The following is a 21,846-nucleotide window of genomic DNA, read 5'->3' on the forward strand; positions in this document are numbered from 1 at the left end:
GACGCTCAGAGGACCGCTTGGATATTCTGCGGCGCGAGGGCAAGGAACTGGCCGCTGAGGCCAAAGTTCTGCGCAGCAAGTGCGAGGTGTCCCGGACGCAACTTGCCGTTTCCTGCGCCGAACTTCGTCATCTGGTCAATGAAGCGAAGGCTCGCAATCGCGAAATGTTCGAGCGTCGTAAGGGGTTGCAGTAGGTTCCAAAAAAGCCGGCCACCTTTCAGCAGCTGGGCTGCAAAAGGCATCGCCGAAATACAAGAAGCCCGCCTCGAAGCCATTGCCGTGGAGCGAGACGGGCTGCGGAAGCTGGGGAGTTGTCGTCGCCAAGCTTCCGGGGCTGCAACATGGCAGACAGCCGGGTTGTTCCGCATTAAACGCAAAAAAGCCCGCCCCGGCGCGAGCCGAGACGGGCTATTGAGCCGACGTTGACGGAGGGAGGGAGGAGCATCGGCCAGACGCCTAACCTCTCACGGCGCTGGTCGTTCCGGGCCGAATGAAAAAAGCCCGCCACCTTTCGGCAGCGGGCAAAGTCTGGGGTGGACCCATGCACTGGATGGGAGCAGTGCGAAGGCCGAAGCTCTTCAGCGCGATTGCCGAAGACCGTGTCGCGGTGCCCCAGCAGCAGGAAGTTGTGCCGTTGCCTGTCTCTGCGAACCGCCTCGGTTCCGGAAAGGAAGGTATTTCCGAATCCCTTGATCGGCATCGTTGCCGTTGTGATGCCGTGTCCGGCCAGGAATTGTCCCAGCCTTACGCCTACAGCGTCGACGCCGTTCTTGTCATAGGAGCCGGAATCGATATCGACCAGTTCTTGCAGCAGATCGACCATGGCACCCTGCTGGGCCGCGAGCCAGCTCGAGATTTGAGCTTCAGACGCCTGCATTTGTCGTTCCCCGGTCCTCAATGGATTCCGATCCAGGGGTCAGCCATGCTGCACCGTGGCGATAAATTTGCGAAAGCGCTGAGACTTGGGATTGTCGAAGATTTCGCTTGTGGGGCCATCCTCCTCGATCCGGCCGTCGTGGAGAAAGATCACCCGGCTGGCGACCTCACGGGCGAACCCTATTTCGTGGGTCACCACCAGCATCGTCCGACCCTCTATGGCAAGCGCCCGAATGACCTTAAGCACTTCCCCGACACGTTCGGGATCAAGGGCGGATGTCGGCTCATCGAACAGCATGACGTCCGGATGCATCGCCAGTGCCCGGGCGATGGCGGCGCGCTGCTGCTGCCCGCCGGAAAGATGTGAGGGATAGGCGCCGGACTTGTCGCCGATGCCGACCTTTTGCAGCAGCGCCTTGGCTTCTTCCTCGCATTCGCGCCGAGACCGGCCTTGAACGTGCACCGGCGCTTCGATCAGGTTCTCGAGGATCGTCATATGAGACCATAGGTTGAAGCTTTGGAACACCATGGCAACACGAGAGCGGATCTTGTCAATCTGCTTCCGGTCGGCGATCGCCAGCCCGTCGCCGCGTCTCTTCAGTTTTACTGTTTCATCGCCGATCACGACCTCTCCGGAACTTGGCAGTTCCAGCATGTTGATGCAGCGCAGCATCGTGCTTTTGCCCGATCCCGACGATCCCAATATCGCAATGACTTCGCCTTTTTTGGCGTCGAGCGACACGCCCTTGAGCACTTCGAGGGTACCGAAACGCTTGTGCAGGTCGCGCAGAGAAATGACGGTTTGCGCTGGCGTCTGGCTAGACATTGCCGCCCTCCATTTTGTCGCCGACTGCGGCCGGGCCGCGAAGATGGGGCGTCAGCTGCCAATCGAGCATTGCGATTGCGCGTGTGAGTGAGAAATTGATGATCAGGTATATGGCGCCCGCGGCGATGAACACTTCGATGGGCCGGTAGCTGGACGAGATAAGCTGAGCGGCAATCCCGGTTACTTCCATCAGCGTGATGATCGATGCCAGCGAAGTGGCCTTGACCATGAGGATAAGTTCGTTCCCATAAGCGGGCAGAGCCTGCCTAAGGGCGATGGGCATGACGATGCGGCGAAAGAGCAGCAGGCCGGACATGCCGCAGGCGCGGGCGGCTTCCACGTCACGCTTCGGTACCGACCGAAGTCCACCGCGCACCACCTCGCTGCCGTAGGCCGCGCTGTTTAATGCCAGAGCCATGATCGCGCACCAATAGGGATCGCGGAAAAACTGCCATAGGCCGAGATGCTGAAGCGTCGGCCGGAACTGTCCGAGCCCGTAGTAGATCAGAAATATCTGCACGAGCAGCGGTGTGCCGCGCAACACGAAGACATAGGCATGGGCAGTCGCATCCAAGGCTTTGATCCGCGACATCCGCATCAATGCGAGCAGCATGGCTAGGACCGTACCGATGGCAAACGCCACGAAAGTCAGATTCAGGGTCAGCGGGACGCCTGACAGCAACGCCACGAAGGTGTCGTAAATGAAGACGATATCCATCACGAAGCCTCCTGCGGAACACCGCGGGAAGTATATTTTTCCAACCGCTCGAAAATGCGTTGCGACAGCCAGGTTATGAACAGGAAGATGGCGCCAGCAATCAGATAGAACTCGAAAGGCTTTCTGGTGGAGCCGGCGGCGATTTGCGATTGGCGCAGCAGTTCCACTAGGCCCGTCACCGAGATCAGGGCGGATTCCTTCAGCGTCATCTGCCAGACATTGCCGACGCCCGGCAGCGCATACTGCAGCACCTGTGGCGCGATGATCCTGCGGAACAGCAGCAGGCGGCCCATGCCGACCGATTTTCCTGCCTCGATTTCGCCTCTGGACAGAGCGCGGAACGCACCACGGAAAACCTCGGCCTGATAGGCCCCCGAAACTATGCCTATGGCGCCGGCCCCTGCAACGAACGGATGCAGGCCAACGAAGCCGGCATGGCCCACGGCGTCAAATGTGCTTGTGACCAGCAGGCTGCCGCCGAAGTAGAAGAGGTAGATAACCAGCAGGTCGGGTATGCCACGGAATATCGTCGTATACGTATCCGCGCTGACCCGCAGCACCGTGCCGCCAGCAAGATTTGCCCAAGCTGCAAATCCGCCGAGGACGACGCCGAGAAGAAAGCCGCAAGTGGCAACCGCAATTGTCACGAGCGAGGCGAAGAGCAGCGAGAGCCCCCAGCCTTCGGGGCCGAAGCTCACAAGGCCGAGAAAATCCATCATCTCTTCTCCTCCCCCTGGTCGCTCTATGGAAGCCTATACATTGAACTGGAAGCCATCGACGGTCAGCGTCTGCCCGGTCATGAAGCACGGTTCCGACGTGGCGAGGAAGGTCACCAGGCGAGCCACATCATCGGCGCAGCCCAGCCGTCCAAGCGCAATACCCTTGATAACCTCGTCGGCCCGATCGGTCACGTTCGTATCGATCTCGGTGCGGATGACACCGGGGCAGATCGCATTGATGGCGATATGTGGCCCCAGTTCCTTTGCGAGCGCCCGGGTCATGCCCAGAATGCCGGCTTTAGCGGCGGCATAGGCAAACTTGCTGACCGCCGCCGTCACGCCGCCGGAAAGCGCATTCAACGACGACATGGACACGATGCGCCCGCCACCCCGCTCAAGCATATGAGGGGCTGCGTGCTGGATATAATTGAAGCAGCTTTTTAGATTGATCGCGATCGCGCTGTCGAAATCCTCTTCAGAGATTTCGAGAATGCCGACGGGTGCGGACCGTCCGGCATTATTGAGAAGAAAGTCGATACGGCCGAGTTCTGCAACCGTCGCCTCGACGATCTCGCCGGCCCGTTTGTAGCTCGACACATCTGCCACGAAAGTGAGCGCGCGAACACCGAGTTCGGAAACTGCGGCGGCGGTGCCGCGCAATTCCTCTTCGAGCACGTCAACATGTGCAATGTGGTACCCGGCACGCGCCAAATCCAATGCGCACGCCTTGCCTATACCGCGCGCTGCGCCGGTGACAATGGCGACCTTGCCTGTTGCGTCCATCTGTAAATCCGCTCCTTTTCAATAGTCCGGGAGCATGGTATGGATGGCGATAAATTCTTCAATAGGAATTAAGTTCTCATACATGAACAGAATAGAAGATTCCGAAGTGAAATCCGCTGTCCGGATCCTTGAGATACTGGAGCTACTGGCTCGGTCATCGAAGCCGCTCAGGTTGAAAACCATCGTCATGGAGCTGGGTTATCCCAAGAGCAGTACGTTCAACCTGCTGGCGACGCTCGTCTCGCGTGCCTACGTCGTACGGGATGAGGCCGAGGCATATAGAATCCACGAGGCATTCCGCAATGGCCCCGGTTGGTCGAGCGGCCGCGATGCCAAGTTGATCGCCACCGCGCAGCCGATCATGGACGCCTTACGAGACAGCGAAGGCGAGACAGTATTCCTCGGGGCCCGCCGCAGCGATGGCCGTATCAAGCTGCTCGCCAAGAGCGTCAGTCACCAGGCTGTGCGTTTCGATTCTGATCTTACAGGTTCCGATCCTGCCTTCTGTACTGCGATGGGCCGGGTTTTGCTGGCCCATTGGAGCCCGGAAAAAACTTCGGCTTATCTGAGCAAGGAACGTATCGTGCAGATCACCGAGCGCACGGTCATCGACCGGATCCAAATTCGCCGCATCATCGAACGTGCCCGCGTCGACGGTTACGCAATCAGCGATGAGGAAGCAGCCGAGGGCGGATCGGGTGTCGCTGCACCGGTGCGCGACTCGTCAGGCGAGGTAATCGCCGCCCTGGATATAGCAACGATGTCGTCCCGCTTCGCCGCATGCCGTAACCAGATGATCGAAGCGGTGATCCGGAATGCCGATGAGCTCAGCTATCGCTTCGGCTACAGACCTCAAGCAGCGGACAAGCAGTGATATGGACATTCAGTTCGAAGGAAAGCGCGTGCTCGTGACTGGTGCCGCGCGTGGAATTGGGCGCGCGATCTGCGAGGCATTCGCTGCCGACGGCGCGGCGGTTCTGGCCACCGACGTTGTCGAGACGGAGTTGCAAAGACTGGCCGCCGAGGCCAGTCCCGCCCGCGGCGGCTCAATCTCCACCGGGTTTCTGGACGTCACCGACGAGGAACAGATCGCGAGGGTGATAGCTGGGGCGGATATCGCTGGCGGTATTGACATATTCGTCCACGTCGCGGGCGGAGTGCTGGGCCAAACCAAAAAGCCGGTCGAAGACGTTCCGGCGGCCGATTGGGACAAAATCTATGACGTTAACGTGCGCGGGGCATTTCTGGTGTCGCGCGCTGTCGTGCCGTCCATGAAGAAGCGGGGCGCAGGCAAGCTGGTTTTCATCTCCAGCGGCGCTGGCATCGGCGTGAGTCTGACTGGCATCCAGGCCTACGCAAGCGCCAAGGCCGCGCTCATCAGCCTTGCCCGCCAGCTCGGCCATGAACTGGGACCTTTCGGTATCAACGTCAATGCGGTGGCGCCCGGCTTCCTGCGCACCAGCCCCGACTACGAGCGCCAATGGGCCTCCTACGGGCAAGCTGGCCAGCAGGCGATGATCGACGAAATCCCGCTCCGGCGCATCGGCTTGCCGGAAGATATCTCCAGTGCCGTGCTTTTCCTCGCCTCGCCCCATGCAGGGTGGATCACCGGCCAGACACTTTCCGTAAGCGGAGGGCCTTTGGCATGACCACCAATTCCAATACCGTGGTGCCGACCTGGACTTGGTCGGAAGAACGGCTGCAAACCATCATGAACCGCGCCCGCGCGGGGCGAAGCCTGAAACCCGCTGCCTGGCCGGATGGTGCCAGATGCGCGGTCGCGTTGTCGTTCGATTCCGACCACGATACCTTCGAATTGCGCGATGGTGGCCGGTCGATCTCGGCGCTTTCGCAGGGGCAATTCGGTCCGCGGCAGGGTATTCCACGCATTCGCGAACTGCTGAGCCGCGAAGCCATTCCCGCCACGTTCTTCGTGCCCGCCGTTTCGGCGATCCATTATCCAGACGAGCAGCGGGCATTGATCGCCGAAGGGCACGAAATCGGCCTACATGGCTGGATCCACGAGCGCAACACGCTGCTGGACGAAGATACGGAACGTGATCTGCAGTTCCGGGCAGCGGACACACTGGAGAAGATTACCAAGGTCCGCCCGGTAGGCATCCGCACACCCTCCTGGGATTTCAGCGAGAACACGCTCCAGATTACCGCCGACATGGGACTGCTCTACGATTCTTCCCTGATGGCCGACGTCGATTGCTATGAGCTGCTGCTGAATGGCGCACCTTGCGGCGTGACCGAACTGCCGGTCGAGTGGATTCGTGACGATGCGGCCTATCTGATCATGGATCGCTGGGGTGGATTGCGGCCGCAAATCGCACCCCATGATATCCTGCAGATATTCAAGCGGGAGTTCGATGCCGCCTATGAGGAACGCGGCATTTTCCAGCTCACCATGCACCCTGACATAATCGGTCATCGCTCGCGCATCTGGCTCCTCAAGGAACTGGTGGCCCATATCCGTACACGCAAGGACGTGTGGTTTGCCACGCACGCCGACATTGTCCGCCACGTCAGGGCATCCTGCGCGTAGGAAGTCTGGCCTTGATCTTTGAAGTTGGCGCCCTGCGGCTAGGGATGCACGCGTATGCCTCAAAAATCTGAACAAAATTCCTATATGTGAACGAGTTTCCTCTTTTCAGCTTTACGATCCAAGTACAAGCTTAAAGCGTCGCTCAGGCTTGCCGGGCTTCATTTTCGCAGCCGCAGATGAACCGCATCGTGACAACCGTTCAAGAAAAAGAGGGAACTATGTTCAAAAGAAGCGCTCTTGCCGTCGCGTTCGGCCTTTCCGCATTCTTATTGCTCGACGCCGGCGCAGCGCTCGCCAAGGAGTGGAAGACCGTTACCGTTGGCGTGGAAGGCGCATTCCCGCCATTCAATTCGACCACCCCCACGGGCGAGCTAGAGGGTCTTGATCTCGATGTCATCAAGGACGTGTGCAAGCGTGCCGAGCTCGACTGTAAGATCGTTGCGCAGGACTGGGACAGCCAGATACCGTCGCTGCTGGCCGGCAAGTTTGACGTTGTCCTGACCATGGGTCCAAACCCCGAGCGGCGCAAGGTGATCGACTTCTCAGATCCTTATGTCATTACGCCCAACACCTTCCTCGTCGGTGCCGACAGCCCGATCGCCAACCTGCCGCACACGGGTGAAAGCTTTTCCACCGATACCCCGGAAGGCAAGAAGGCTGTCGCCGATCTCAAGGAAGCCCTCAAGGGAATGACGCTTGGTGCTTCGCTTTCCACCAGCCAGTTGCAGTTCGTCCAGGAGAACTTTGGCGACGTGGTCAAGGTGCAGACCTATAAGTCGTCCGAGCAGGTGCAACTTGATCTGGAGAGCGGCCGTCTTGACGGCCAGTTCGATAATGTCGTGTTCGCCCGCGATCGCGCGGCAAAGAGTCAGGGTACGCTGAAGACGACCGGCCCGTTGCTGGTCGGTGGCATCATGGCAACGAATGTCTGCCTTGGCATCCGTAAGGAAGAGCCGGAACTCAAGGCGATCCTCAACAAGGCGCTCGCCGAAATGCGCAAAGATGGCACATTGGCAAAGCTTTCGGAAAAATGGTTCCAGATCGACCTGAGCCCGAAGCAGTAAGCTGGAGCCTTGGTATCATCCAGCAAGAAGATCGGCCGGATGATGCTACCTATACGATCGCCTTCAACGCCGAGGCGGCCGGTGACGGTATTTGCAACGCACCCCTTGGCTTGCTCTCAAATTTTTCCAAACATCCCGCGCTTCTCCGCGGCAGTCGCGCCCTCCCCGACATCCGCCGAATCCGAAATCGCCGCCACTTGTCGCCCGGGGTTCCTCCCCGGGGACTTTCGTAAGCCTGCCGGCGCCTGAAACTCTTCCTTGGAGGCCGACTTTCGCTCCTGCTGTTCAGGCGGGTCAACCGATCACGTCCGCCTTTCGGCTGCAGGTCATCGCTATTTATGTCGCGATCTCTGCCGAGCGGAATGCTTGCGGGAGCCGCGGAGATCGCCGCCAATCCGCGACGCAGTTCATCTTCGAAAGGGTAGAGGGAGCCGATGCGCATGTGATTGCGCGGCATCCACGCGCAACCGAGCGGCTGTGGAATGCATGGTCGAATTCGGCCCGCAGTTCGTCCTCCCGTCCGAGATAGCGCGGCGAGAAATGCATCTGGTGAGCGAGACCCACTGCCGCCAGGCTGGCGATCTCGTCCGCCTGCGCTGCTGCTAAGTGCTTCTTTGAAGCAGCGAGTGCCTGATCCTCCTGCAGAAACCCACCTTCGGTAAAGAATTGATCGGCGCCTCGCGCCAAGCTGCAAAGCCGGATTGCGTTCCAGGAGTGGAAGGCCAGATCGGTGGCACAGGCCGTTTCAGCGCTTTGCAGATGAAGCGTTTGGCAGCCGACATGTCACGATTCTGCTGATGAAGAACTCGACCGTATCGCTCACGCTGTCGACCGGACGCTAGAGCGTTTCATATCTTGACGGAAGCGTAGCCTGCGTTTTCGAAGTAGTTCCTGCATTCGGCTGCCTCGATTGTTTCGACGAGGTGGCCGATGTGGCGCCAAGTGTCCTCGATTGTACGTTTCTGAGCTTGGCGCATCCAGTGTTTGATCTTGGCGAAGGCCTGCTCGATCGGATTGAGGTCCGGGGAATAGGGCGGCAGGTACCAAAGCCTGGCGCCGGCAGCTTTGATCATCTGCCTGATGGCCGCCGACTTATGACTTCCCAGATTATCCATGACGACAATATCGCCGGGCTTCAGCACCGTGATGAGCTGCTGCTCGACATAGGCCCGGAAGCATTGGCCGTTGATCGGGCCGTCGAAGACGCAAGGCGCTGTGAGCCGATCCCAGCGCAGCGCGCCGAGGAAGGTCAGCGTGCGCCAGTGGTCGTGCGGAGCCAGGCCGCGCAGCCGCTTGCCCTTCGGCCCCCAACCGCGCAGCGGAGCCATGTTGGTCTTGATCCAGGTCTCATCGATGAAGACCAGGCACTGCGGATCGAGGCCGGTCTGCCAGGATCGCCATCGCTGACGCCTGCGGGCAATATCGGCGCGTGCCTGCTCAAGGGCGAACAGCGTTTTTTTTGAAGCTCAGGCCCTCGCGCCTCAAGAACAGCCACACCGTATTGTGCGAGACCTTGATCCCGCGCATCCAACTCGTCCTTCAGCCGATGCAGCGTCAGTTCAGAGGTCTGATTGATCCGCTCCACAATGAAAGCCCGATGGGGCTCCAGAACGCGCTTACGGTGTCCGCCCATCTTGCCCGGCGCCACCGAGCCGGTGGCACGGTAACGCTGCGACCACTTCACCACAGAGGAAACCGCAACGCCAAAGCGCGAGGCAACCGCACGGCAGGTCTCCCCGTCGACAACTGCCGCCACTGCACGCTCACGAAGATAATTTGAAAGCGCTCGCGTCATCAGATGCTGGCCTCCAATCCAGCCAGCATCTTGAATCACAAACATCCGGTTTTGGGAATCCTACGATTCTCCCAAAATAGGAAACGCTCTAGAGATACGTCCGGCGACCGCACTCTGGATATAAATGTCATCAACGTGCACTTCGCGGCGGCGCGTCAGTGATAATAGATGCCGCCGTCGACATTGAGCGCCTGCCCGGTGACAAAGGCCGACAGGTCGGAGGCGAAGAACAGCATCGGCCCGACGATGTCCTCCGGCGCGCCGAGGCGCTTCAGCGCTGCGACCTGTTCCCAATGGCGGATCGCCGCGTCGCTGCCGAGATTGTTCTTGCCCATCTCGGTCAAGATGATGCCAGGGCAGATCGCGTTGACGGTGACGCCGTCCATGCCGACTTCCTGTGCGAGCACGCGGGTGAGCGTGATGACGACCGACTTGGTCGCCGCGTAGTGGCCCTGCGTCGGCACGCCTTGGCGGCCGGCGATCGAGGCGATGTTGATCACCCGGCCCGATTTCCTGGCGCGCATATGCGGCAGCACCGCCTGGCACATCATCAGCACGCCCTTGGCGTTGACGTCGAAATGCGCGTCCCAGTTGGCCTCGTCGAGATCCTGGAGCAGGCTGGGCTTCAGGATGCCGGCATTGTTGACCAGCACGTCGATGCTGCCAGCCGCCTCAAGCAGCGCCTGCGCCGTTGCGTCGATCTCGTGCTTCTTGCTGACATCCATTGTGTAGACATAGGCCTTGCGGCCGATCGCCTCGATCTCGGCCTTGGTTACGGCAAGCTCCGCGGCCTGCGACGGCAGGTCGGTGACGGCGACGGCGAAGCCCGCCTCGGCGAGCCCCTTGGCCAGCGCCCTGCCGATACCGCGGCTGGCGCCGGTGACGAGCGCCGTCTTGCCCTTGGCCTCAGGAAGAATGGTCATGCTGCTTGCACCTTTGATGTCTTGACCAGGAGCGAATTCATCGCCGCGACCGTGTCGTCGAATGAAACGAGTTTGCCGTCGGAGCCGAGGCCCATCGCCACCTTGGCGGCGACGGCGGTTGCAAAGCGGGCCGACTGTTTGAGGTCCCAGCCCTTGACGATACCGACGATGATGCCGGCGGTGAAGGAGTCACCGCAGCCCGTGGTGTCGAAGACCTCGACGTCGAAGGCCGGCAGGTGGAAATCCTCGCTATGCTGCGGCGAGACGTGAACGCCACCGGCGCCGAGGGTCAGGATGCAGTTCTTCACGCCCCTGGCCTTGAAGAAGGCGGCAACGCGGGCCGGATCCCGGTCGTGCGCCATCTCGCCCGCCTCGTCGATGCTCGGCACGAAATAGTCGATATAGGGCAGGCACGGTTCGACCAGTTCCCAGGTTTCCGGCGTCGCCTGGATCAGATCGAAGGTTGTGATGCGGCCAAGTTCCTTGGCACGCTTCAACAGCTTGACCGTCGGTGCGCCATCAAAACGCTTCAACAGCCCTGTGCCGCCGACATGGACGACCGTGGCGTCAAGCGCGGCGTCGAGATCGGCGTCGGCGACTTCGAAGACGGCGGCCGTCCCCGGCACATGCAATGCCGGACGCTCGCCATTCGGCCGCACCGGCAGAATGGTGGAGGAGGTCTGGACGCTGCCGTCGCGGCGCACCAGGCCGCACTCCAGGCCATATTTCTTCAGCTTGGCGAGGAACCAGTCGCCCATGTCGTCAGTGCCGAGCGTGGTCACGGCCCGCGTCTTCAGTCCGAGAATGGCGCAGTCCATGCCGGTCGCGCCGGCCGTGCCGGCAACCGTCATGCGGATCTCCTCGATATAGTCGGCGCGGCCGCCGTCGGGGATGCGTGAGACTGGCCGTCCCAGAATGTCGAGGACGTAGAAGCCGATCGAACTGACGTCGAATTGTGGCATGGTGGCTGACCTTTCGAACTCAATAGGTGGTCGAACTCAATGGGTGGCGCGGCGCAGGCCGAAGCTCACGGCCAGCACCAGGAAAACGAGCACGCCGATGCCGACCTGTTGCCAATAGAAATTCCAGCCGATGAGTAGCAGCCCGTTCTTGACGATGGCGAGCAACAGCACGCCGAGCAGCGTGCCGATCACCGAGGGCTTGCGCTCGCGGCTGAGCGTGGTGCCGATGAAGGTGGCGCCGATCGCGTCGAGCAGGAAGGCGTTACCGGACAGCGGTACGTAGGACTTGACGGTCGCTGACAAGAGGATGCCGGTGACGCCGGCAAGCAGCGCGCACAGCACATGCACCGTCGATAGTTCGCGCGGCACGCGGATGCCGGAGTACCAGGCGACGCCTGGCTGTGCGCCCATCGCCTGCACATAGCGGCCGAAAACGGAGCGGTGCAGCAGGACGTAGACGGCGACGGCCAGGACGATCAGCACGATCACCGGTGTCGGCACGCCGAACAAAGCGGTCCGGGCAATGGCGTTGAACTGGTCGCTGGCATAGCCGCTGGTGAGGTAGATCGGCTGGCCGCCGTTGGTGGCAAGCTGCTGTGTGCTCTGGCCGATGAACAGCACGCCAAGTGTCGCCAGGAAGGGGCTAATGTTGAGCCGGGTGATGAGGATCGCGTTCAGGATGCCGACGATGAGCGCAGCACCCAGCCCGCCGCCGACGCCGACCAGGCCGCTATAGCCGGCGGCAAGCAGCATGACGAAGACCATGCTGGCCATGTCGACGGACACGCCGACCGAAAGATCGATGCCGCCGGACGAGATGACGATGGTGAGGCCGAGCGCCACAATCGCCAGCATGACAACATTGTTGACCAGCACGTTGAACAGGTTCGCCAGCGTCAGGAAGGTCGGGCTTGCCACGGCGAAGAAGATGACGATCGCCGCGAAGGCGATGAGCATGCTGTATTTGGCAAGGAAGGCGCGCGGGCTCACCTTGGTGCTGTCGTTGGCCGAGACGCTCATCGTGAACCCTCCGAGCCGCGAGCAAAGGATGTGATGGCCACCACCAGCAGGATCAGCGCGCCTTGCACGCCGTTGACCCAGTAGCTCGAGACATTGAGCAACTGGAAGCCGTTGCCGAGCAGGCCGATGAACAGCACGCTGAGCAATGTGCCGCCCATGGTCGGCACGAAGCGGCGGGAAAAAACCGTGCCGAGCAAGGCCGCTGCCAGCACCGACAAAAGCAGTTCGCCGGAACCGGGCGTGCTGGCCGAGAGCCGCGAAACGGTGAGGACGCTCGCCACCGCCGCGCAGAAGCCGCTCAGCACATAGGTGAAGGACACATAGAATGGCGCGCTGAGGCCGGCCGCGCGCGCCGCTTCCGGATGGCCGCCGACCGCGTAAAGCCGCAACCCGAACGCCGTCCCATGGATGATGACTATGATGATGACGGAGAACATGATCAACGCCCAAGCGAGCGCCGAGATGCCGAAAAGGCCACCAGAGACCAGGAAGGCGAGCAGCGGGGAGGATGCGCCGACGACCGTGTTCTGGGTGAGCGTGAGTTCCATGCCGGCCGCGACATTGAGCACGGCAAGCGTCGCCAGCAGTGGCAGGATGCCGAGGCCGACCACGGCAAGGGCGTTCAGCGCACCGACGGCCATGCCGACGGCGATGGCCGCGAGCACCGACAGGAAGTCGCCATAGCCCATCGCCAGCAGCGTCGCGTAGACGGCGGCGCAGAGCCCCATATTGGCGGCGATCGAAAGGTCGATGCCGCCTTCGGTAACATCGGAGCCGCCGCCGATGATGACGGACGTCATGCCATAGGCGAGCACGCCCAGGATCGCCGACTGCTCCACGACGTTGATGAGGTTGAAGGTCGAGGTGAATCCCGGCGCAAAGACGACGAAATAGGCCATGATCGCGGCGAAGGCTGCAATCGCGCCGAGCCGCACGACGATAGTAGCGAAGCGTCGGCTAGCACTTTTGCCGTTGGCGCGGGTTTCGTCGGAGGCGCCGGCCTCAGTGTGGAGAGTGGTCGCGCTCATGCCGCCACCCCATCAGCGTTCGAGCGGGCGCCTGACGAGGCCGCGAGCAGCGCATCGCTGTTCATCGACGGGCCGGAGAAGGTGCCGGCAAGCCGGCCGCGATAGACGACCAGCACCCGGTCACAGACGCCGACCAGTTCGAGCAGGTCGGAGGACAGAAGCAGGATCGCCGCGCCCGCGCTCGCCAACCGGTTCAACAGATTGTAGATCTCGACCTTGGCGCCAACATCGACGGCCACCGTCGGCTCGTCCAGCACATAGACGCGCGACTGGCAGCTCAGCCATTTGGCGATCGCCACCTTTTGCTGGTTGCCGCCGGAGAGTTCGCGCACCAGCGCGTCGCGATGCGGCGTCTTGATCGACAGCTCCTTGATCAGCCCATCGACCGCTTGGTTCTCGCTGCCGCGGCTGACCAGACCGCTCTTCGAATAGCGGCGCAGGCTGGCTAGCGAAATATTCTCGCGTACTGACAGGCAAAGCGCCACGCCATGCGCGCGGCGGTCTTCCGGCAGCATGGCGATGCCGTCGCGCACAGCCTTGACCGGGGTCGACAGCGACAGTTGTTTGCTTTCGACCTTGACCGAGCCGCCATCGGCGGTCTTGAGGCCGAACAGGCACTGCACGATTTCCTTGGCGCCAGATCCGAGCAGGCCGGTGAGGCCGACGATCTCGCCGGCGCGAACGTTGAAGCCGATGTTTTCAAAACCGCCACCGAGGCGCAGATTGGCGACTTCGAGCACCGGCGCGCCTAACGTGACCGAACGCTTGGGAAACATCTCGCCGACGTCGCGGGCGATCATCATCGAGATGATCTCATCGATCGATGTCTTGCGCGGGTCGACCGTGCCGACATCGGTGCCGTTGCGCATCACGGTGACGCGGTCGCAGAGCTTCTCGATCTCCTGCATGTAGTGGGAAATGAAGACCACGGCGATGCCGTCGTCGCGCAGCCGCCGCAGCACGTCGAAAAGGCTATCCACCTCGCGCTTGACCAGCGCCGCCGTCGGCTCGTCGAGCACCAGCACCGAGGCTTTCTGCGCCAGGGCCCGCGTGATCTGCACCACCTTCTGCTGTGCCGTCGTCAGGTCCTTGACCAGGGTTCCCGCCGGCAATTGCATGTCAAAGAACCGCTGCAACAGATCGGCTGCCTTGCGCTCCATGGCTCGACGGCTGAGGAACGGGCCGAAGCCGATTTCGTGGCCGAGGAACACCGCCTCACCGACGGTTGCGGTCGGCACCAGCAGCCTGTCCTGATGGATGAAATGGACGCCGAGCTTTTCAACCGATGCCGGCGAGAGCGCGGCAACGGTCTCGCCATTGATGACAATGGTGCCGCTGTCCGGCTTGATGATACCAGCCAGCACCTTGATGATCGTCGACTTGCCGGCGCCGTTCTGGCCAACAAGGCCGAGGATCGAGCCGCGCTCAATCTCGAGGTTCGCGTTCTCCAGCGCACGCACCGGACCGAACCGCTTCGATATATCTGTCATCGATACAGCAATTTCACGCTTTGCCGCCTGCATGGCCGTCAATCCTGGTTGCTGTGGCGGGCAGCCATAGGCATGGTTGCCCGCCGTTACGCTCAGCCTATTTAACGCCAGCCTTCTCGGCCGCGTCGAGGAACGGTTTTCCCTTTTCGGCGGCATTTTCCTTGTTGATCAGCACCGCGGGCACGAAGGTGAAGGGCGCTACCTTCTGGCCGGCAAGATATCTGGCGGCGTTGTCGACCGATGTCTTGCCGATCTCGTAGGGCTGCTGCGCTGCCACGGCACCGGCGGACGACTTCGGGTCCATCACCATCTTGATGACTTCCGGGCTGCCGTCGATGCCGTAGGTCCTGACCTCGTTGCGGCCGGCGGCCTCGACCGCCTGGGTGGCGCCGATCTGCGGCACGTCCCAGCAGGCCCACACCGCACCGATCGAGCCCTTCTCGGGCGACTTGGTCAGCATGTCCGTCACGTTGGAATAGGCGCTCTGCACGGTGTTGGGGATGACGTCGCGCAGTTCCGGCTCGACGATCTTCACGTCGGGGAACGAGGTCAGCACATATTTCAGCTGGTCGTAGCGGATCTTGCAGACCGGCACGCTGTAGAAGCCGTTGAAGACCAGCACATTTCCCTTGCCGCCCATGTCGGCGACCATCTGCAGCGCGATCTCGGCGCCGATATTGTAGTTGTTGGAGGTGGTGTTGTTGATGGCGTGTGGCGTAGCGGTGTCGACAGTGAACAGCGGGATGCCTGCGTCGCGGATTTTCTGCAGCCACGGGTTCAGCACTTCGAGGTTGCCGAGCTGCTCGATGATGGCGTCGGGCTTCTGTGCGATCAGCGTCTGCAGCTGCGCGATCTGCTGCTGGTCTTTGCGGCCGGCATCGAGCGCGATGACTTCGCCGCCCAGCTCCTTCACGCGGTCCTGGATGCCGCGGAACGCCATCAGGTCCCAATAGTGATCGGTGCCGATGGCAGAAACGCCGATGCGCTTGCCCTTGAGCGACAGTTCCTCGGCATTCGCGCTCGAGATGGCGGCCAGGCTGCAAGCCGCCGCCAATCCCACAGCGAGCGCCTTGACGAGGCCTTTCATGGATCCGGTCATTTCATTCCTCCCTTGTTGATCGCTTCGGGCCTTCCCGAAGGATTCTGCCAGATGACCGCCGCTCAGGCAGCAGCCTCCTTGTCGCGCAGGCCATAGCTGGCCATGCGCTTGATGACGTTTTCGATCTCCTCCTCGGACAGGATCGGCGGCTCGCCGATCTGCAGGGCGCCGTGATACTGGCGCGCCAGCGTTTCCACCTCGACCGCCAGCCACATCGCCTGGCTGAGGCTGGAACCGACCGCGATCATGCCGTGCTGTGCGAGCAGGCAGGCCTTGCGGTCGCGCAGCGCCTCCACCGCAAGCGCCGAGAGCTCTGCCGTTCCGAAGGTGGCGTAAGGAGCGCAGCGAATGTCGCTGCCGCCGGCGACCGCGACCATGTAGTGGATCGCCGGTATCTTCCTGCCCATGATGGCAATGGTGGTGCAGTAGGTCGGATGCGCGTGGACGACCGCGTTGACCTCGGACCGCGCCTTCATGATGTCGAGATGGAAACGCCATTCGCTCGATGGCGGCAGGCGCCCGTCGACCTCGCCGTCCCACGCCATGAAGACGATGTCATCGGGCACCAGTGTCTCGTAAGGCGTGCTGGTCGGTGAAATCAGCATGCCTTCGCCATGGCGCCGGCTGACATTGCCTGACGTGCCCTGGTTGATGCCCAGCGCATTCATCTTGAGGCAGGCGTCGATGATTGCCTGACGTGCCTCTAGGTCCGAAACTGTCATGCGATATTCCAATCCTTGCTCAGCCCGTCACCAGGCCGTGTAGCCGCCGTCGATCGACAGGATCGCGCCGGTGACGTAGCTCGACGCCGGCGAGGCGAGAAACAGGATCGCCGAAGCGATCTCCTGCGGCTCGCCGAGCCTGCCCATCGGCGTCATGTCGATCCAGGTGTTGAAGAGTTCGGGACGCTCGCGCATTTTCAGCGTCATCTCGGTGCCGACATAGCCCGGCGCTAAAGCATTGACGCGAACGCCCGATTTCGCCCACTCGACGGCGAGCGCCTTGGTCATCATGTGCACCGCGCCCTTGCTCACCATGTAGGACGGCGCGGTCTGCGGACGGTTGATGATCAGACCCGACATGGAGCCCAGATTGACAATCGAGCCCTTGTTGCGGGCGACCATGGAACGGCCGAATGCGCGCGAGGCCCAATAGGTACCATTGACGTTGACATCCATCACCAGGCGCCATTCCTCGTCCGATGTGTCGAGCGCGGTGTTGAGGCGAGCGATGCCTGCGCTGTTGACCAGTATGTCGACCTGGCCGGAATCGCTGACGATCCGGGCGGCCATCGCCTCGACGGCGCGCGGATCGGTGACGTCGAGCACGCGGCCGTCGACGCTCGCGACACCGGCTTCCTTGAGCGCCTCAGCGGCTGCATCCAGGCCGCTCGTATTCATGTCGAGCAGGACGATCCGCGCGCCGCAGGTGCCGAGCGCCTTGGCGGCCTCCAGGCCGATGCCGCTGGCGCCGCCGGTGACGACGGCAACCTCGCCCGTCAGGTCGAATTGCGACCGGTAGTCCATGCAAATCCTCCATCAGGATCAAACTTGGGCGTGGGCAAAATCTTCCCCTCGCCGCCAAGGCGGCGTCGCAAGCCGATCGATCCTGATAATGCCGCAGGGGTCAGGCTCCTCCCGACCCATGATAAGGACGTTACAGAAGCTTCCCGGGCCCGTCAATCTGGTTATAACCAGAAAACGGAATCTTTTCGACTGATAAGATTCAGGTGCGATCGACACCGTTCACCGTCGCCGACGGCTGCTCGACCGCCATGTGGATGCGGGCAACGGAGGAGTTGTAGAAGGCCTCGTAGTATTCGAGCGCCGCACCATCCGCGTCATAAGCAATCGACTCGATTTCGATCAGCGGCGTGTTGGCGGCGACGCCCATCTGCTCGGCCTCTTCCTTGGTGGGCAACGCCGCGCGCAGCCAGCGATCGGCGCGCTTCACCGTCAGGCCGAACACCGCGCGGATGGTGCCGAAAATCGACTGGTTTTCGGACAGGATGTTTTCGAGACCGGGCACCCGGTGCCCCGGCAGGCTGATACGCGTCATGGTGATCGGCGCGCCGTCGGTCATGTAGACGCGGCTGATGCGGACCACGCTGCCATTGGCGGGAATGCCGAAGACGCTGGATTCCTTCTCGTTCGGCGGGCAACGGTAGATTTCGAGCGTGCGCGTCGAGACCTTGTGGCCCTTCGCCGTCAAATCGTCGAACACGCCGAGATTGGCGGTCATGAAGTCGACATGCTCGCGCGGTGCGGCGACGAACATGCCCTTGCGCGGCATCTTGATGATGCGGCCTTCGCTGGACAACGAGCCGATCGCGGCGCGCACGACCGGACGCGAGACGCCGAAGAAGTCGCACAGCGCCTGCTCGGAAGGGATGCGCGAATTGGCCGCCAGCAGGCCGGTGTTGATGGCTTCCTCGACCTGGTTGCGCAATTGCACCCACAGTGGTGCCGCCTCGTCGCGGTTGAGCTCGACCTTGGAGCCGATCGAGCGGAACGCCTCGGCGGCTCCGGCATCTTCCTGGTCGTAGCGAGGACGCCCACGCATTCTGGTCGTTTGTTCCATTCGGTCCCGCCGCAAAATCATTTGCCGCGACTCATGGAGCGGCAGCGTCCTCCCTAACGGAGGCCGCCAGCCATATTCACGCTCTCCGGCAAGTTTCGCAACCACAGCATGGCCACGGCTCCGAGAAGCGGGCCGGGAACGAGCAGCAGGACGGCCCAGCGCCAGCCGCCGATAAGGTCGGCGAAGCGCGGCGTCAACCAGATGGCCAGCACCGTCAGCGCGAAGCCAACGCCGAGCTGCACCGACAGCGCCGTGCCAGCTGCAGCCTATCCACAGGGCTGTAGATCAGCATCGGCGAAATAGCCGATATTCCCCTTTTGTTCTCAGGCCGAATCGCGTAGCACCAATGTGCTGACTTGGCTCTGATTCTCGCTTGGCCCGTATCGGGTGCAGGGACGAGAGGCGGGGACCATCGCGCGGCTATTAGCTTCGCGGTGCAGGTCGATGCCTCGACGTCATTGGTCGTAGGGGCTTCGCTTGAAGGACGCCCGCACGCCCCGGCTGACATGCGCGAGACTGGTGTACCGTCTTTGGCGGCCTGCCGATCAGTCTCCGAACATAAGTGTCGGCCAGGGCGGGTAGCCACGCAAGGACTTGACGCGCCTAAAAAGCTGATAAGCTGGAAAGGGAAGTTAGCATGCGCGGACGCGGAGTTATATCGGTGTCGATTACTTCGGCTTTGAGCCGGAGGGCGGCGGCCGTTTTGTCACTGGCCTAGTTCTCGCTTGGCCCGTATCGGGTGCAGGGACGAGAGGCGGGGACCATCGCGCGGCTATTAGCTTCGCGGTGCAGGTCGATGCCTCGTCGTCATTGGTCGTAGGGGCTTCGCTTGAAGGACGCAACTAGCCGGGGAACAACTTTGTCGGCAGGCCCCACAGCTAGGTTTGCATCCAAATCTCTTTGTGAGCGCGTTCGTTCAATGAGCGTTCTTGTAGCGGCATGGCATGCCATCCGGCGAAATGCAGAAACATCGCAACAAGAAAAAACAAAACAATCGGCGCGAAAATTTGGCGAGAACTTGCCGGCCAATCTTCGCAAGCTGCAGGACCGGCTACGCCTGGGCTATCGCTTCGCTGAGGCCTATGGCGCGACGCCGCAGAAAGGTGCCGGCAAAATTGGAAGGCGGCCAATCGTAGTAGCACCCCTGGAGGACCGCATTGTTCAGCGCGCAATTCTGGATGTTCTACAGAGCGCAACAGAAATCTCAGACGTCCAACGTGTGCTTCAAACACCAACGTCCATCGGCGGCATTCGCGGTCGGGGCGTAAACCATGCGATCGCATTGTTCGATGAACGGGTAAAAGCCGGCGACCGCTTCGTTGCAGGGTCAGATATATCCGGCTTCTTTACGAAGATTCCGCGATTGATAGTGATCGAGTTCCTAAGAACCGCTTCGGTTGAATTGGAGTTCGTTCGACTTGTCGAAGAGGCTCTGACCGTTGAGTTGTCAAATGCAGACAAATTGAGCGAGGCGGACCGAAAGCTATTTCCGACTGGGGAAGACGGCGTAGCGCAAGGATGTCCGCTTTCGGCTGTGGCAGGTAACATTGTGCTCGAAGCATTTGATAGACAAATGAACGGGAGGGGCATTACCTGCATTCGCTATATCGACGATTTCATCGTCATCGGTAAGACGCCGACTGCAGTGCAAAAGGCAATGGATGCTGCAAAAGTTATTTTGGCAGAGCTGAAGATGGATATTTACGATCCTAGCAAGTCTCCAAGCAAAGCTTTCATCGGAGCTGTGGGGGAACCGCACACATTTTTAGGGTACAAATTGCTGCCGGGCGTTTATCCGCCCTCGGATGCAGCATGCAACAATTTGATGGCACATATCCAATCTCTTATTGCGAATGGTCAGGCCGCAATTAGCAAGGGTGTTGCGGGGCGACCTTGGAGTTCTAAGGATCGGTGCTATGCCCAGACAAACGTGGTCATAGACCATACAGTTCGAGGCTGGCGTGCTTCTTTTCGGGCCTCGAATTGCCCTGAAATTTTTGATATTATCGACAAGCAGATTGATCGCCGTTTGAATGATTTCTGCTCCTTCTATTTGTCGAAGATCGCAAAACGTACGGCCGCTCAGAGACGTAGAGCACTAGGTGTGCAACTCTTATCAGATTGACCCCTTTACCCCAGTCGAACTGACAGAGGCTCTTTATCGGCCCGGTGCATTACCTCCGCCCGCCTGCCATCTTCGAAGCGACGGGTAATCGCCGCAGGATAAGCATGGCAATCGCCCCCAAGATCGGTCCCGGAACGAGCAGCAGGAAGGCCCAGCGCCAGCCGCCGATAAGGTCGGCGAAGCGCGGCGTCAACCAGATGGCCAGCACCGTCAGCGCGAAACCGGCGCCGAGTTGCACGGACAGCGCCGTGCCGACGAAGCGGCGGTCGGCAAGCTCGGTGACGGCAGCTGAAAACTGCGCGGAATCGCCGACCACCGAAATGCCCCAGACGATGGCAACCAGCATGAACAGCCAGAGCGGCCCGGTGAACAGGAAGCCCATGAGCAGTGCGCAGCTTCCCGAGACGATCATCATGCCGGCTGTGGTCGTCGTACGGCCGATGCGGTCCGAGAGATAGCCTCCGAGCAGGCAGCCGAGGATGCCGGACGCGACGACGAAAAAGGTCGACAGCGACGCGGCTGCCGCCGTTCCAACGGCCTGCGCCTCGAAAGTGGCACGCGTATAAGCAAGCAGCCACGCCCACATGGCATAGAGTTCCCACATGTGTCCGAGATAGCCGAGATTGGCGAGCAGCAGCGGCTTTTCGCGAAACACTTGGCCGATGCGCGACGGCTCGAACACCGCCTTGCCGAAGGGATAAGGCCCTTCCCTGGCGAACTGCAGGAACAGCAGCGCGCCGATCGCCGTCGCCAGGCTGGCGGCGACGACCACCGGCCGCCAGTCGAGCGCGCTCGAGGCGGCGCGGAATAGATGCGGCAGTGCCGAACCAATGGTCAGCGCGCCAATGACCGCGCCGAGCGCCAGCCCCCTATCGCGCGTGAACCAGGTTGCAACCAGCTTCAACGCCGGCGGATAGACCCCGGCAAGTGCTGCGCCGGTGACGATGCGCGCGGCGATGGCACCGCCCGGGTCGGCATGAAACAGCAGGCTGGCATTGGCGAGCGCGGCAACAAGAGCTGCGGCGGCCATAAGGCGGCTGAGTCGCACCAGGTCGGGAAGGTTGACCAGGCTCGCCGCCAGCGCGCCGATCACGAAGCCGAGCTGGACGCCGTTGGTCAGCCACGCCTCGGCGCCGGCAGTGAGCGCAAGCTCCTGCTTCAACTCCGGCAGGATGGCGGTTGCCGAAAACCAGGTGGTCAGCGACAGAACGACAGCCAGACAAAGCAGCGACAGCACACGCCAGCGTTCGCTGTCGGCCGCCACGCCAGGACGGCTGTCGTCCACCG

The 21,846-nt window shown here is 61.4% G+C and carries 22 protein-coding genes and 1 pseudogene; 6 read left to right on the forward strand and 17 right to left on the reverse strand.

All coding sequences use genetic code 11. From position 1 onward, the window contains the following. Nucleotides 1-17: 17 nt before the first annotated feature. Nucleotides 18-194, forward strand: a complete 177-nt coding sequence (locus tag ACIU1A_RS18505; RefSeq protein ID WP_404924902.1) for a hypothetical protein — start codon at nucleotides 18-20, stop codon at nucleotides 192-194. 173 nt (nucleotides 195-367) lie between these two features. Here the strand turns inward: ACIU1A_RS18505 and ACIU1A_RS18510 are convergent, their stop codons facing one another. From ACIU1A_RS18510 to ACIU1A_RS18530, 5 genes are all read right to left on the reverse strand, one after another. After that, nucleotides 368-823: a hypothetical protein gene (locus ACIU1A_RS18510; protein ID WP_404924903.1), complete on the reverse strand. Its 456-nt coding sequence runs from the start codon at nucleotides 821-823 to the stop codon at nucleotides 368-370. Between the two features lie 93 nt (nucleotides 824-916). Next, nucleotides 917-1,702, reverse strand: a complete 786-nt coding sequence (locus ACIU1A_RS18515) for an ABC transporter ATP-binding protein (protein WP_404924904.1) — start codon at nucleotides 1,700-1,702, stop codon at nucleotides 917-919. After that, the gene (locus tag ACIU1A_RS18520; protein WP_404924905.1) at nucleotides 1,695-2,420 is read right to left on the reverse strand and encodes an ABC transporter permease; all 726 of its coding nucleotides are present in this window, start codon (nucleotides 2,418-2,420) and stop codon (nucleotides 1,695-1,697) included. The genes ACIU1A_RS18515 and ACIU1A_RS18520 overlap by 8 nt, the downstream gene beginning before the upstream one ends. Next, complete coding sequence (locus ACIU1A_RS18525) at nucleotides 2,420-3,136, reverse strand: ABC transporter permease (protein WP_404927959.1); 717 nt, start codon at nucleotides 3,134-3,136, stop codon at nucleotides 2,420-2,422. The genes ACIU1A_RS18520 and ACIU1A_RS18525 overlap by 1 nt, the downstream gene beginning before the upstream one ends. 36 nt (nucleotides 3,137-3,172) lie before the next feature. Further along, on the reverse strand, nucleotides 3,173-3,922 hold the full coding sequence (locus ACIU1A_RS18530) for an SDR family NAD(P)-dependent oxidoreductase (RefSeq protein WP_404924906.1): 750 nt from the start codon (nucleotides 3,920-3,922) through the stop codon (nucleotides 3,173-3,175). An 82-nt stretch (nucleotides 3,923-4,004) separates the two neighbouring features. On the opposite strand from ACIU1A_RS18530, the gene ACIU1A_RS18535 reads away from it, so the two are divergent. The 4 genes from ACIU1A_RS18535 (at nucleotide 4,005) to ACIU1A_RS18550 (ending at nucleotide 7,537) form a co-directional block, all read left to right on the forward strand. Further along, a complete protein-coding gene (locus ACIU1A_RS18535; RefSeq protein ID WP_404924907.1) occupies nucleotides 4,005-4,796 on the forward strand; it encodes an IclR family transcriptional regulator in 792 nt (263 codons plus the stop codon). Beyond that, nucleotides 4,744-5,571 (forward strand): SDR family NAD(P)-dependent oxidoreductase, encoded by an 828-nt coding sequence (locus tag ACIU1A_RS18540; RefSeq protein WP_404924908.1) that lies wholly within the window; start codon nucleotides 4,744-4,746, stop codon nucleotides 5,569-5,571. Before ACIU1A_RS18535 ends, ACIU1A_RS18540 begins: the two co-directional genes overlap by 53 nt. Then, nucleotides 5,568-6,473, forward strand: a complete 906-nt coding sequence (locus ACIU1A_RS18545; protein ID WP_404924909.1) for a polysaccharide deacetylase — start codon at nucleotides 5,568-5,570, stop codon at nucleotides 6,471-6,473. Before ACIU1A_RS18540 ends, ACIU1A_RS18545 begins: the two co-directional genes overlap by 4 nt. 176 nt (nucleotides 6,474-6,649) lie before the next feature. Next, nucleotides 6,650-7,537, forward strand: a complete 888-nt coding sequence (locus tag ACIU1A_RS18550) for a transporter substrate-binding domain-containing protein (RefSeq protein ID WP_404924910.1) — start codon at nucleotides 6,650-6,652, stop codon at nucleotides 7,535-7,537. Between the two features lie 848 nt (nucleotides 7,538-8,385). On the opposite strand, the pseudogene ACIU1A_RS18555 reads toward ACIU1A_RS18550, so the two are convergent. From ACIU1A_RS18555 to ACIU1A_RS18605, 11 genes and pseudogenes are all read right to left on the reverse strand, one after another. Further along, nucleotides 8,386-9,332 (reverse strand): annotated as a pseudogene (locus ACIU1A_RS18555) (IS630 family transposase). Nucleotides 9,333-9,487: 155 nt separating this feature from the next. Then, nucleotides 9,488-10,255 (reverse strand): SDR family NAD(P)-dependent oxidoreductase, encoded by a 768-nt coding sequence (locus tag ACIU1A_RS18560; RefSeq protein ID WP_404924911.1) that lies wholly within the window; start codon nucleotides 10,253-10,255, stop codon nucleotides 9,488-9,490. Then, nucleotides 10,252-11,217 carry a carbohydrate kinase family protein gene (locus ACIU1A_RS18565; protein WP_404924912.1) on the reverse strand — a complete coding sequence of 322 codons (966 nt, stop codon included), beginning with the start codon at nucleotides 11,215-11,217 and terminating at the stop codon, nucleotides 10,252-10,254. Before ACIU1A_RS18565 ends, ACIU1A_RS18560 begins: the two co-directional genes overlap by 4 nt. 36 nt (nucleotides 11,218-11,253) lie before the next feature. Beyond that, entirely contained in the window at nucleotides 11,254-12,237 is a 984-nt protein-coding gene (locus tag ACIU1A_RS18570; RefSeq protein ID WP_404924913.1) for an ABC transporter permease, read from the reverse strand. Beyond that, nucleotides 12,234-13,265 carry an ABC transporter permease gene (locus tag ACIU1A_RS18575; RefSeq protein WP_404924914.1) on the reverse strand — a complete coding sequence of 344 codons (1,032 nt, stop codon included), beginning with the start codon at nucleotides 13,263-13,265 and terminating at the stop codon, nucleotides 12,234-12,236. The genes ACIU1A_RS18570 and ACIU1A_RS18575 overlap by 4 nt, the downstream gene beginning before the upstream one ends. Then, complete coding sequence (locus tag ACIU1A_RS18580; RefSeq protein WP_404924916.1) at nucleotides 13,262-14,755, reverse strand: sugar ABC transporter ATP-binding protein; 1,494 nt, start codon at nucleotides 14,753-14,755, stop codon at nucleotides 13,262-13,264. Before ACIU1A_RS18580 ends, ACIU1A_RS18575 begins: the two co-directional genes overlap by 4 nt. Before the next feature lie 97 nt (nucleotides 14,756-14,852). Continuing rightward, a complete protein-coding gene (locus tag ACIU1A_RS18585; RefSeq protein ID WP_404924917.1) occupies nucleotides 14,853-15,854 on the reverse strand; it encodes a sugar ABC transporter substrate-binding protein in 1,002 nt (333 codons plus the stop codon). 62 nt (nucleotides 15,855-15,916) lie between these two features. Further along, nucleotides 15,917-16,576, reverse strand: coding sequence for an L-fuculose-phosphate aldolase (locus ACIU1A_RS18590; RefSeq protein WP_404924918.1), 660 nt, complete (start codon nucleotides 16,574-16,576; stop codon nucleotides 15,917-15,919). 27 nt (nucleotides 16,577-16,603) lie between these two features. Further along, on the reverse strand, nucleotides 16,604-17,380 hold the full coding sequence (locus ACIU1A_RS18595) for an SDR family NAD(P)-dependent oxidoreductase (protein ID WP_404924919.1): 777 nt from the start codon (nucleotides 17,378-17,380) through the stop codon (nucleotides 16,604-16,606). Nucleotides 17,381-17,579: 199 nt separating this feature from the next. Beyond that, the gene (locus ACIU1A_RS18600; RefSeq protein ID WP_056577120.1) at nucleotides 17,580-18,416 is read right to left on the reverse strand and encodes a GntR family transcriptional regulator; all 837 of its coding nucleotides are present in this window, start codon (nucleotides 18,414-18,416) and stop codon (nucleotides 17,580-17,582) included. Between the two features lie 71 nt (nucleotides 18,417-18,487). Beyond that, the gene (locus ACIU1A_RS18605) at nucleotides 18,488-18,676 is read right to left on the reverse strand and encodes a hypothetical protein (protein WP_404924920.1); all 189 of its coding nucleotides are present in this window, start codon (nucleotides 18,674-18,676) and stop codon (nucleotides 18,488-18,490) included. Between the two features lie 677 nt (nucleotides 18,677-19,353). Between ACIU1A_RS18605 and ACIU1A_RS18610 the strand changes: the two genes are divergently transcribed. After that, nucleotides 19,354-20,559 carry a reverse transcriptase domain-containing protein gene (locus ACIU1A_RS18610; RefSeq protein WP_404924921.1) on the forward strand — a complete coding sequence of 402 codons (1,206 nt, stop codon included), beginning with the start codon at nucleotides 19,354-19,356 and terminating at the stop codon, nucleotides 20,557-20,559. Nucleotides 20,560-20,608: 49 nt separating this feature from the next. On the opposite strand, the gene ACIU1A_RS18615 is transcribed toward ACIU1A_RS18610, so the two are convergent. Continuing rightward, a complete protein-coding gene (locus ACIU1A_RS18615; RefSeq protein WP_404924922.1) occupies nucleotides 20,609-21,844 on the reverse strand; it encodes a nitrate/nitrite transporter in 1,236 nt (411 codons plus the stop codon). Nucleotides 21,845-21,846 lie beyond the last annotated feature (2 nt).

The organism is Mesorhizobium maamorense (assembly GCF_044998965.1).
In the GTDB taxonomy this organism is placed as follows: domain Bacteria; phylum Pseudomonadota; class Alphaproteobacteria; order Rhizobiales; family Rhizobiaceae; genus Mesorhizobium.

Coding starts and splice junctions, on each gene's coding strand:
- ACIU1A_RS18510 (WP_404924903.1), bottom strand. CDS start 823: ATGGTCGATCTGCTGCAAGAACTGGTCGATATCGATTCCGGCTCCTAT.
- ACIU1A_RS18515 (WP_404924904.1), bottom strand. CDS start 1,702: ATGTCTAGCCAGACGCCAGCGCAAACCGTCATTTCTCTGCGCGACCTG.
- ACIU1A_RS18520 (WP_404924905.1), bottom strand. CDS start 2,420: ATGGATATCGTCTTCATTTACGACACCTTCGTGGCGTTGCTGTCAGGC.
- ACIU1A_RS18525 (WP_404927959.1), bottom strand. CDS start 3,136: ATGGATTTTCTCGGCCTTGTGAGCTTCGGCCCCGAAGGCTGGGGGCTC.
- ACIU1A_RS18530 (WP_404924906.1), bottom strand. CDS start 3,922: ATGGACGCAACAGGCAAGGTCGCCATTGTCACCGGCGCAGCGCGCGGT.
- ACIU1A_RS18535 (WP_404924907.1), top strand. CDS start 4,005: ATGAACAGAATAGAAGATTCCGAAGTGAAATCCGCTGTCCGGATCCTT.
- ACIU1A_RS18540 (WP_404924908.1), top strand. CDS start 4,744: ATGAGCTCAGCTATCGCTTCGGCTACAGACCTCAAGCAGCGGACAAGC.
- ACIU1A_RS18545 (WP_404924909.1), top strand. CDS start 5,568: ATGACCACCAATTCCAATACCGTGGTGCCGACCTGGACTTGGTCGGAA.
- ACIU1A_RS18550 (WP_404924910.1), top strand. CDS start 6,650: ATGAACCGCATCGTGACAACCGTTCAAGAAAAAGAGGGAACTATGTTC.
- ACIU1A_RS18560 (WP_404924911.1), bottom strand. CDS start 10,255: ATGACCATTCTTCCTGAGGCCAAGGGCAAGACGGCGCTCGTCACCGGC.
- ACIU1A_RS18565 (WP_404924912.1), bottom strand. CDS start 11,217: ATGCCACAATTCGACGTCAGTTCGATCGGCTTCTACGTCCTCGACATT.
- ACIU1A_RS18570 (WP_404924913.1), bottom strand. CDS start 12,237: ATGAGCGTCTCGGCCAACGACAGCACCAAGGTGAGCCCGCGCGCCTTC.
- ACIU1A_RS18575 (WP_404924914.1), bottom strand. CDS start 13,265: ATGAGCGCGACCACTCTCCACACTGAGGCCGGCGCCTCCGACGAAACC.
- ACIU1A_RS18580 (WP_404924916.1), bottom strand. CDS start 14,755: ATGACAGATATATCGAAGCGGTTCGGTCCGGTGCGTGCGCTGGAGAAC.
- ACIU1A_RS18585 (WP_404924917.1), bottom strand. CDS start 15,854: ATGACCGGATCCATGAAAGGCCTCGTCAAGGCGCTCGCTGTGGGATTG.
- ACIU1A_RS18590 (WP_404924918.1), bottom strand. CDS start 16,576: ATGACAGTTTCGGACCTAGAGGCACGTCAGGCAATCATCGACGCCTGC.
- ACIU1A_RS18595 (WP_404924919.1), bottom strand. CDS start 17,380: ATGGACTACCGGTCGCAATTCGACCTGACGGGCGAGGTTGCCGTCGTC.
- ACIU1A_RS18600 (WP_056577120.1), bottom strand. CDS start 18,416: ATGCGTGGGCGTCCTCGCTACGACCAGGAAGATGCCGGAGCCGCCGAG.
- ACIU1A_RS18610 (WP_404924921.1), top strand. CDS start 19,354: ATGAGCGTTCTTGTAGCGGCATGGCATGCCATCCGGCGAAATGCAGAA.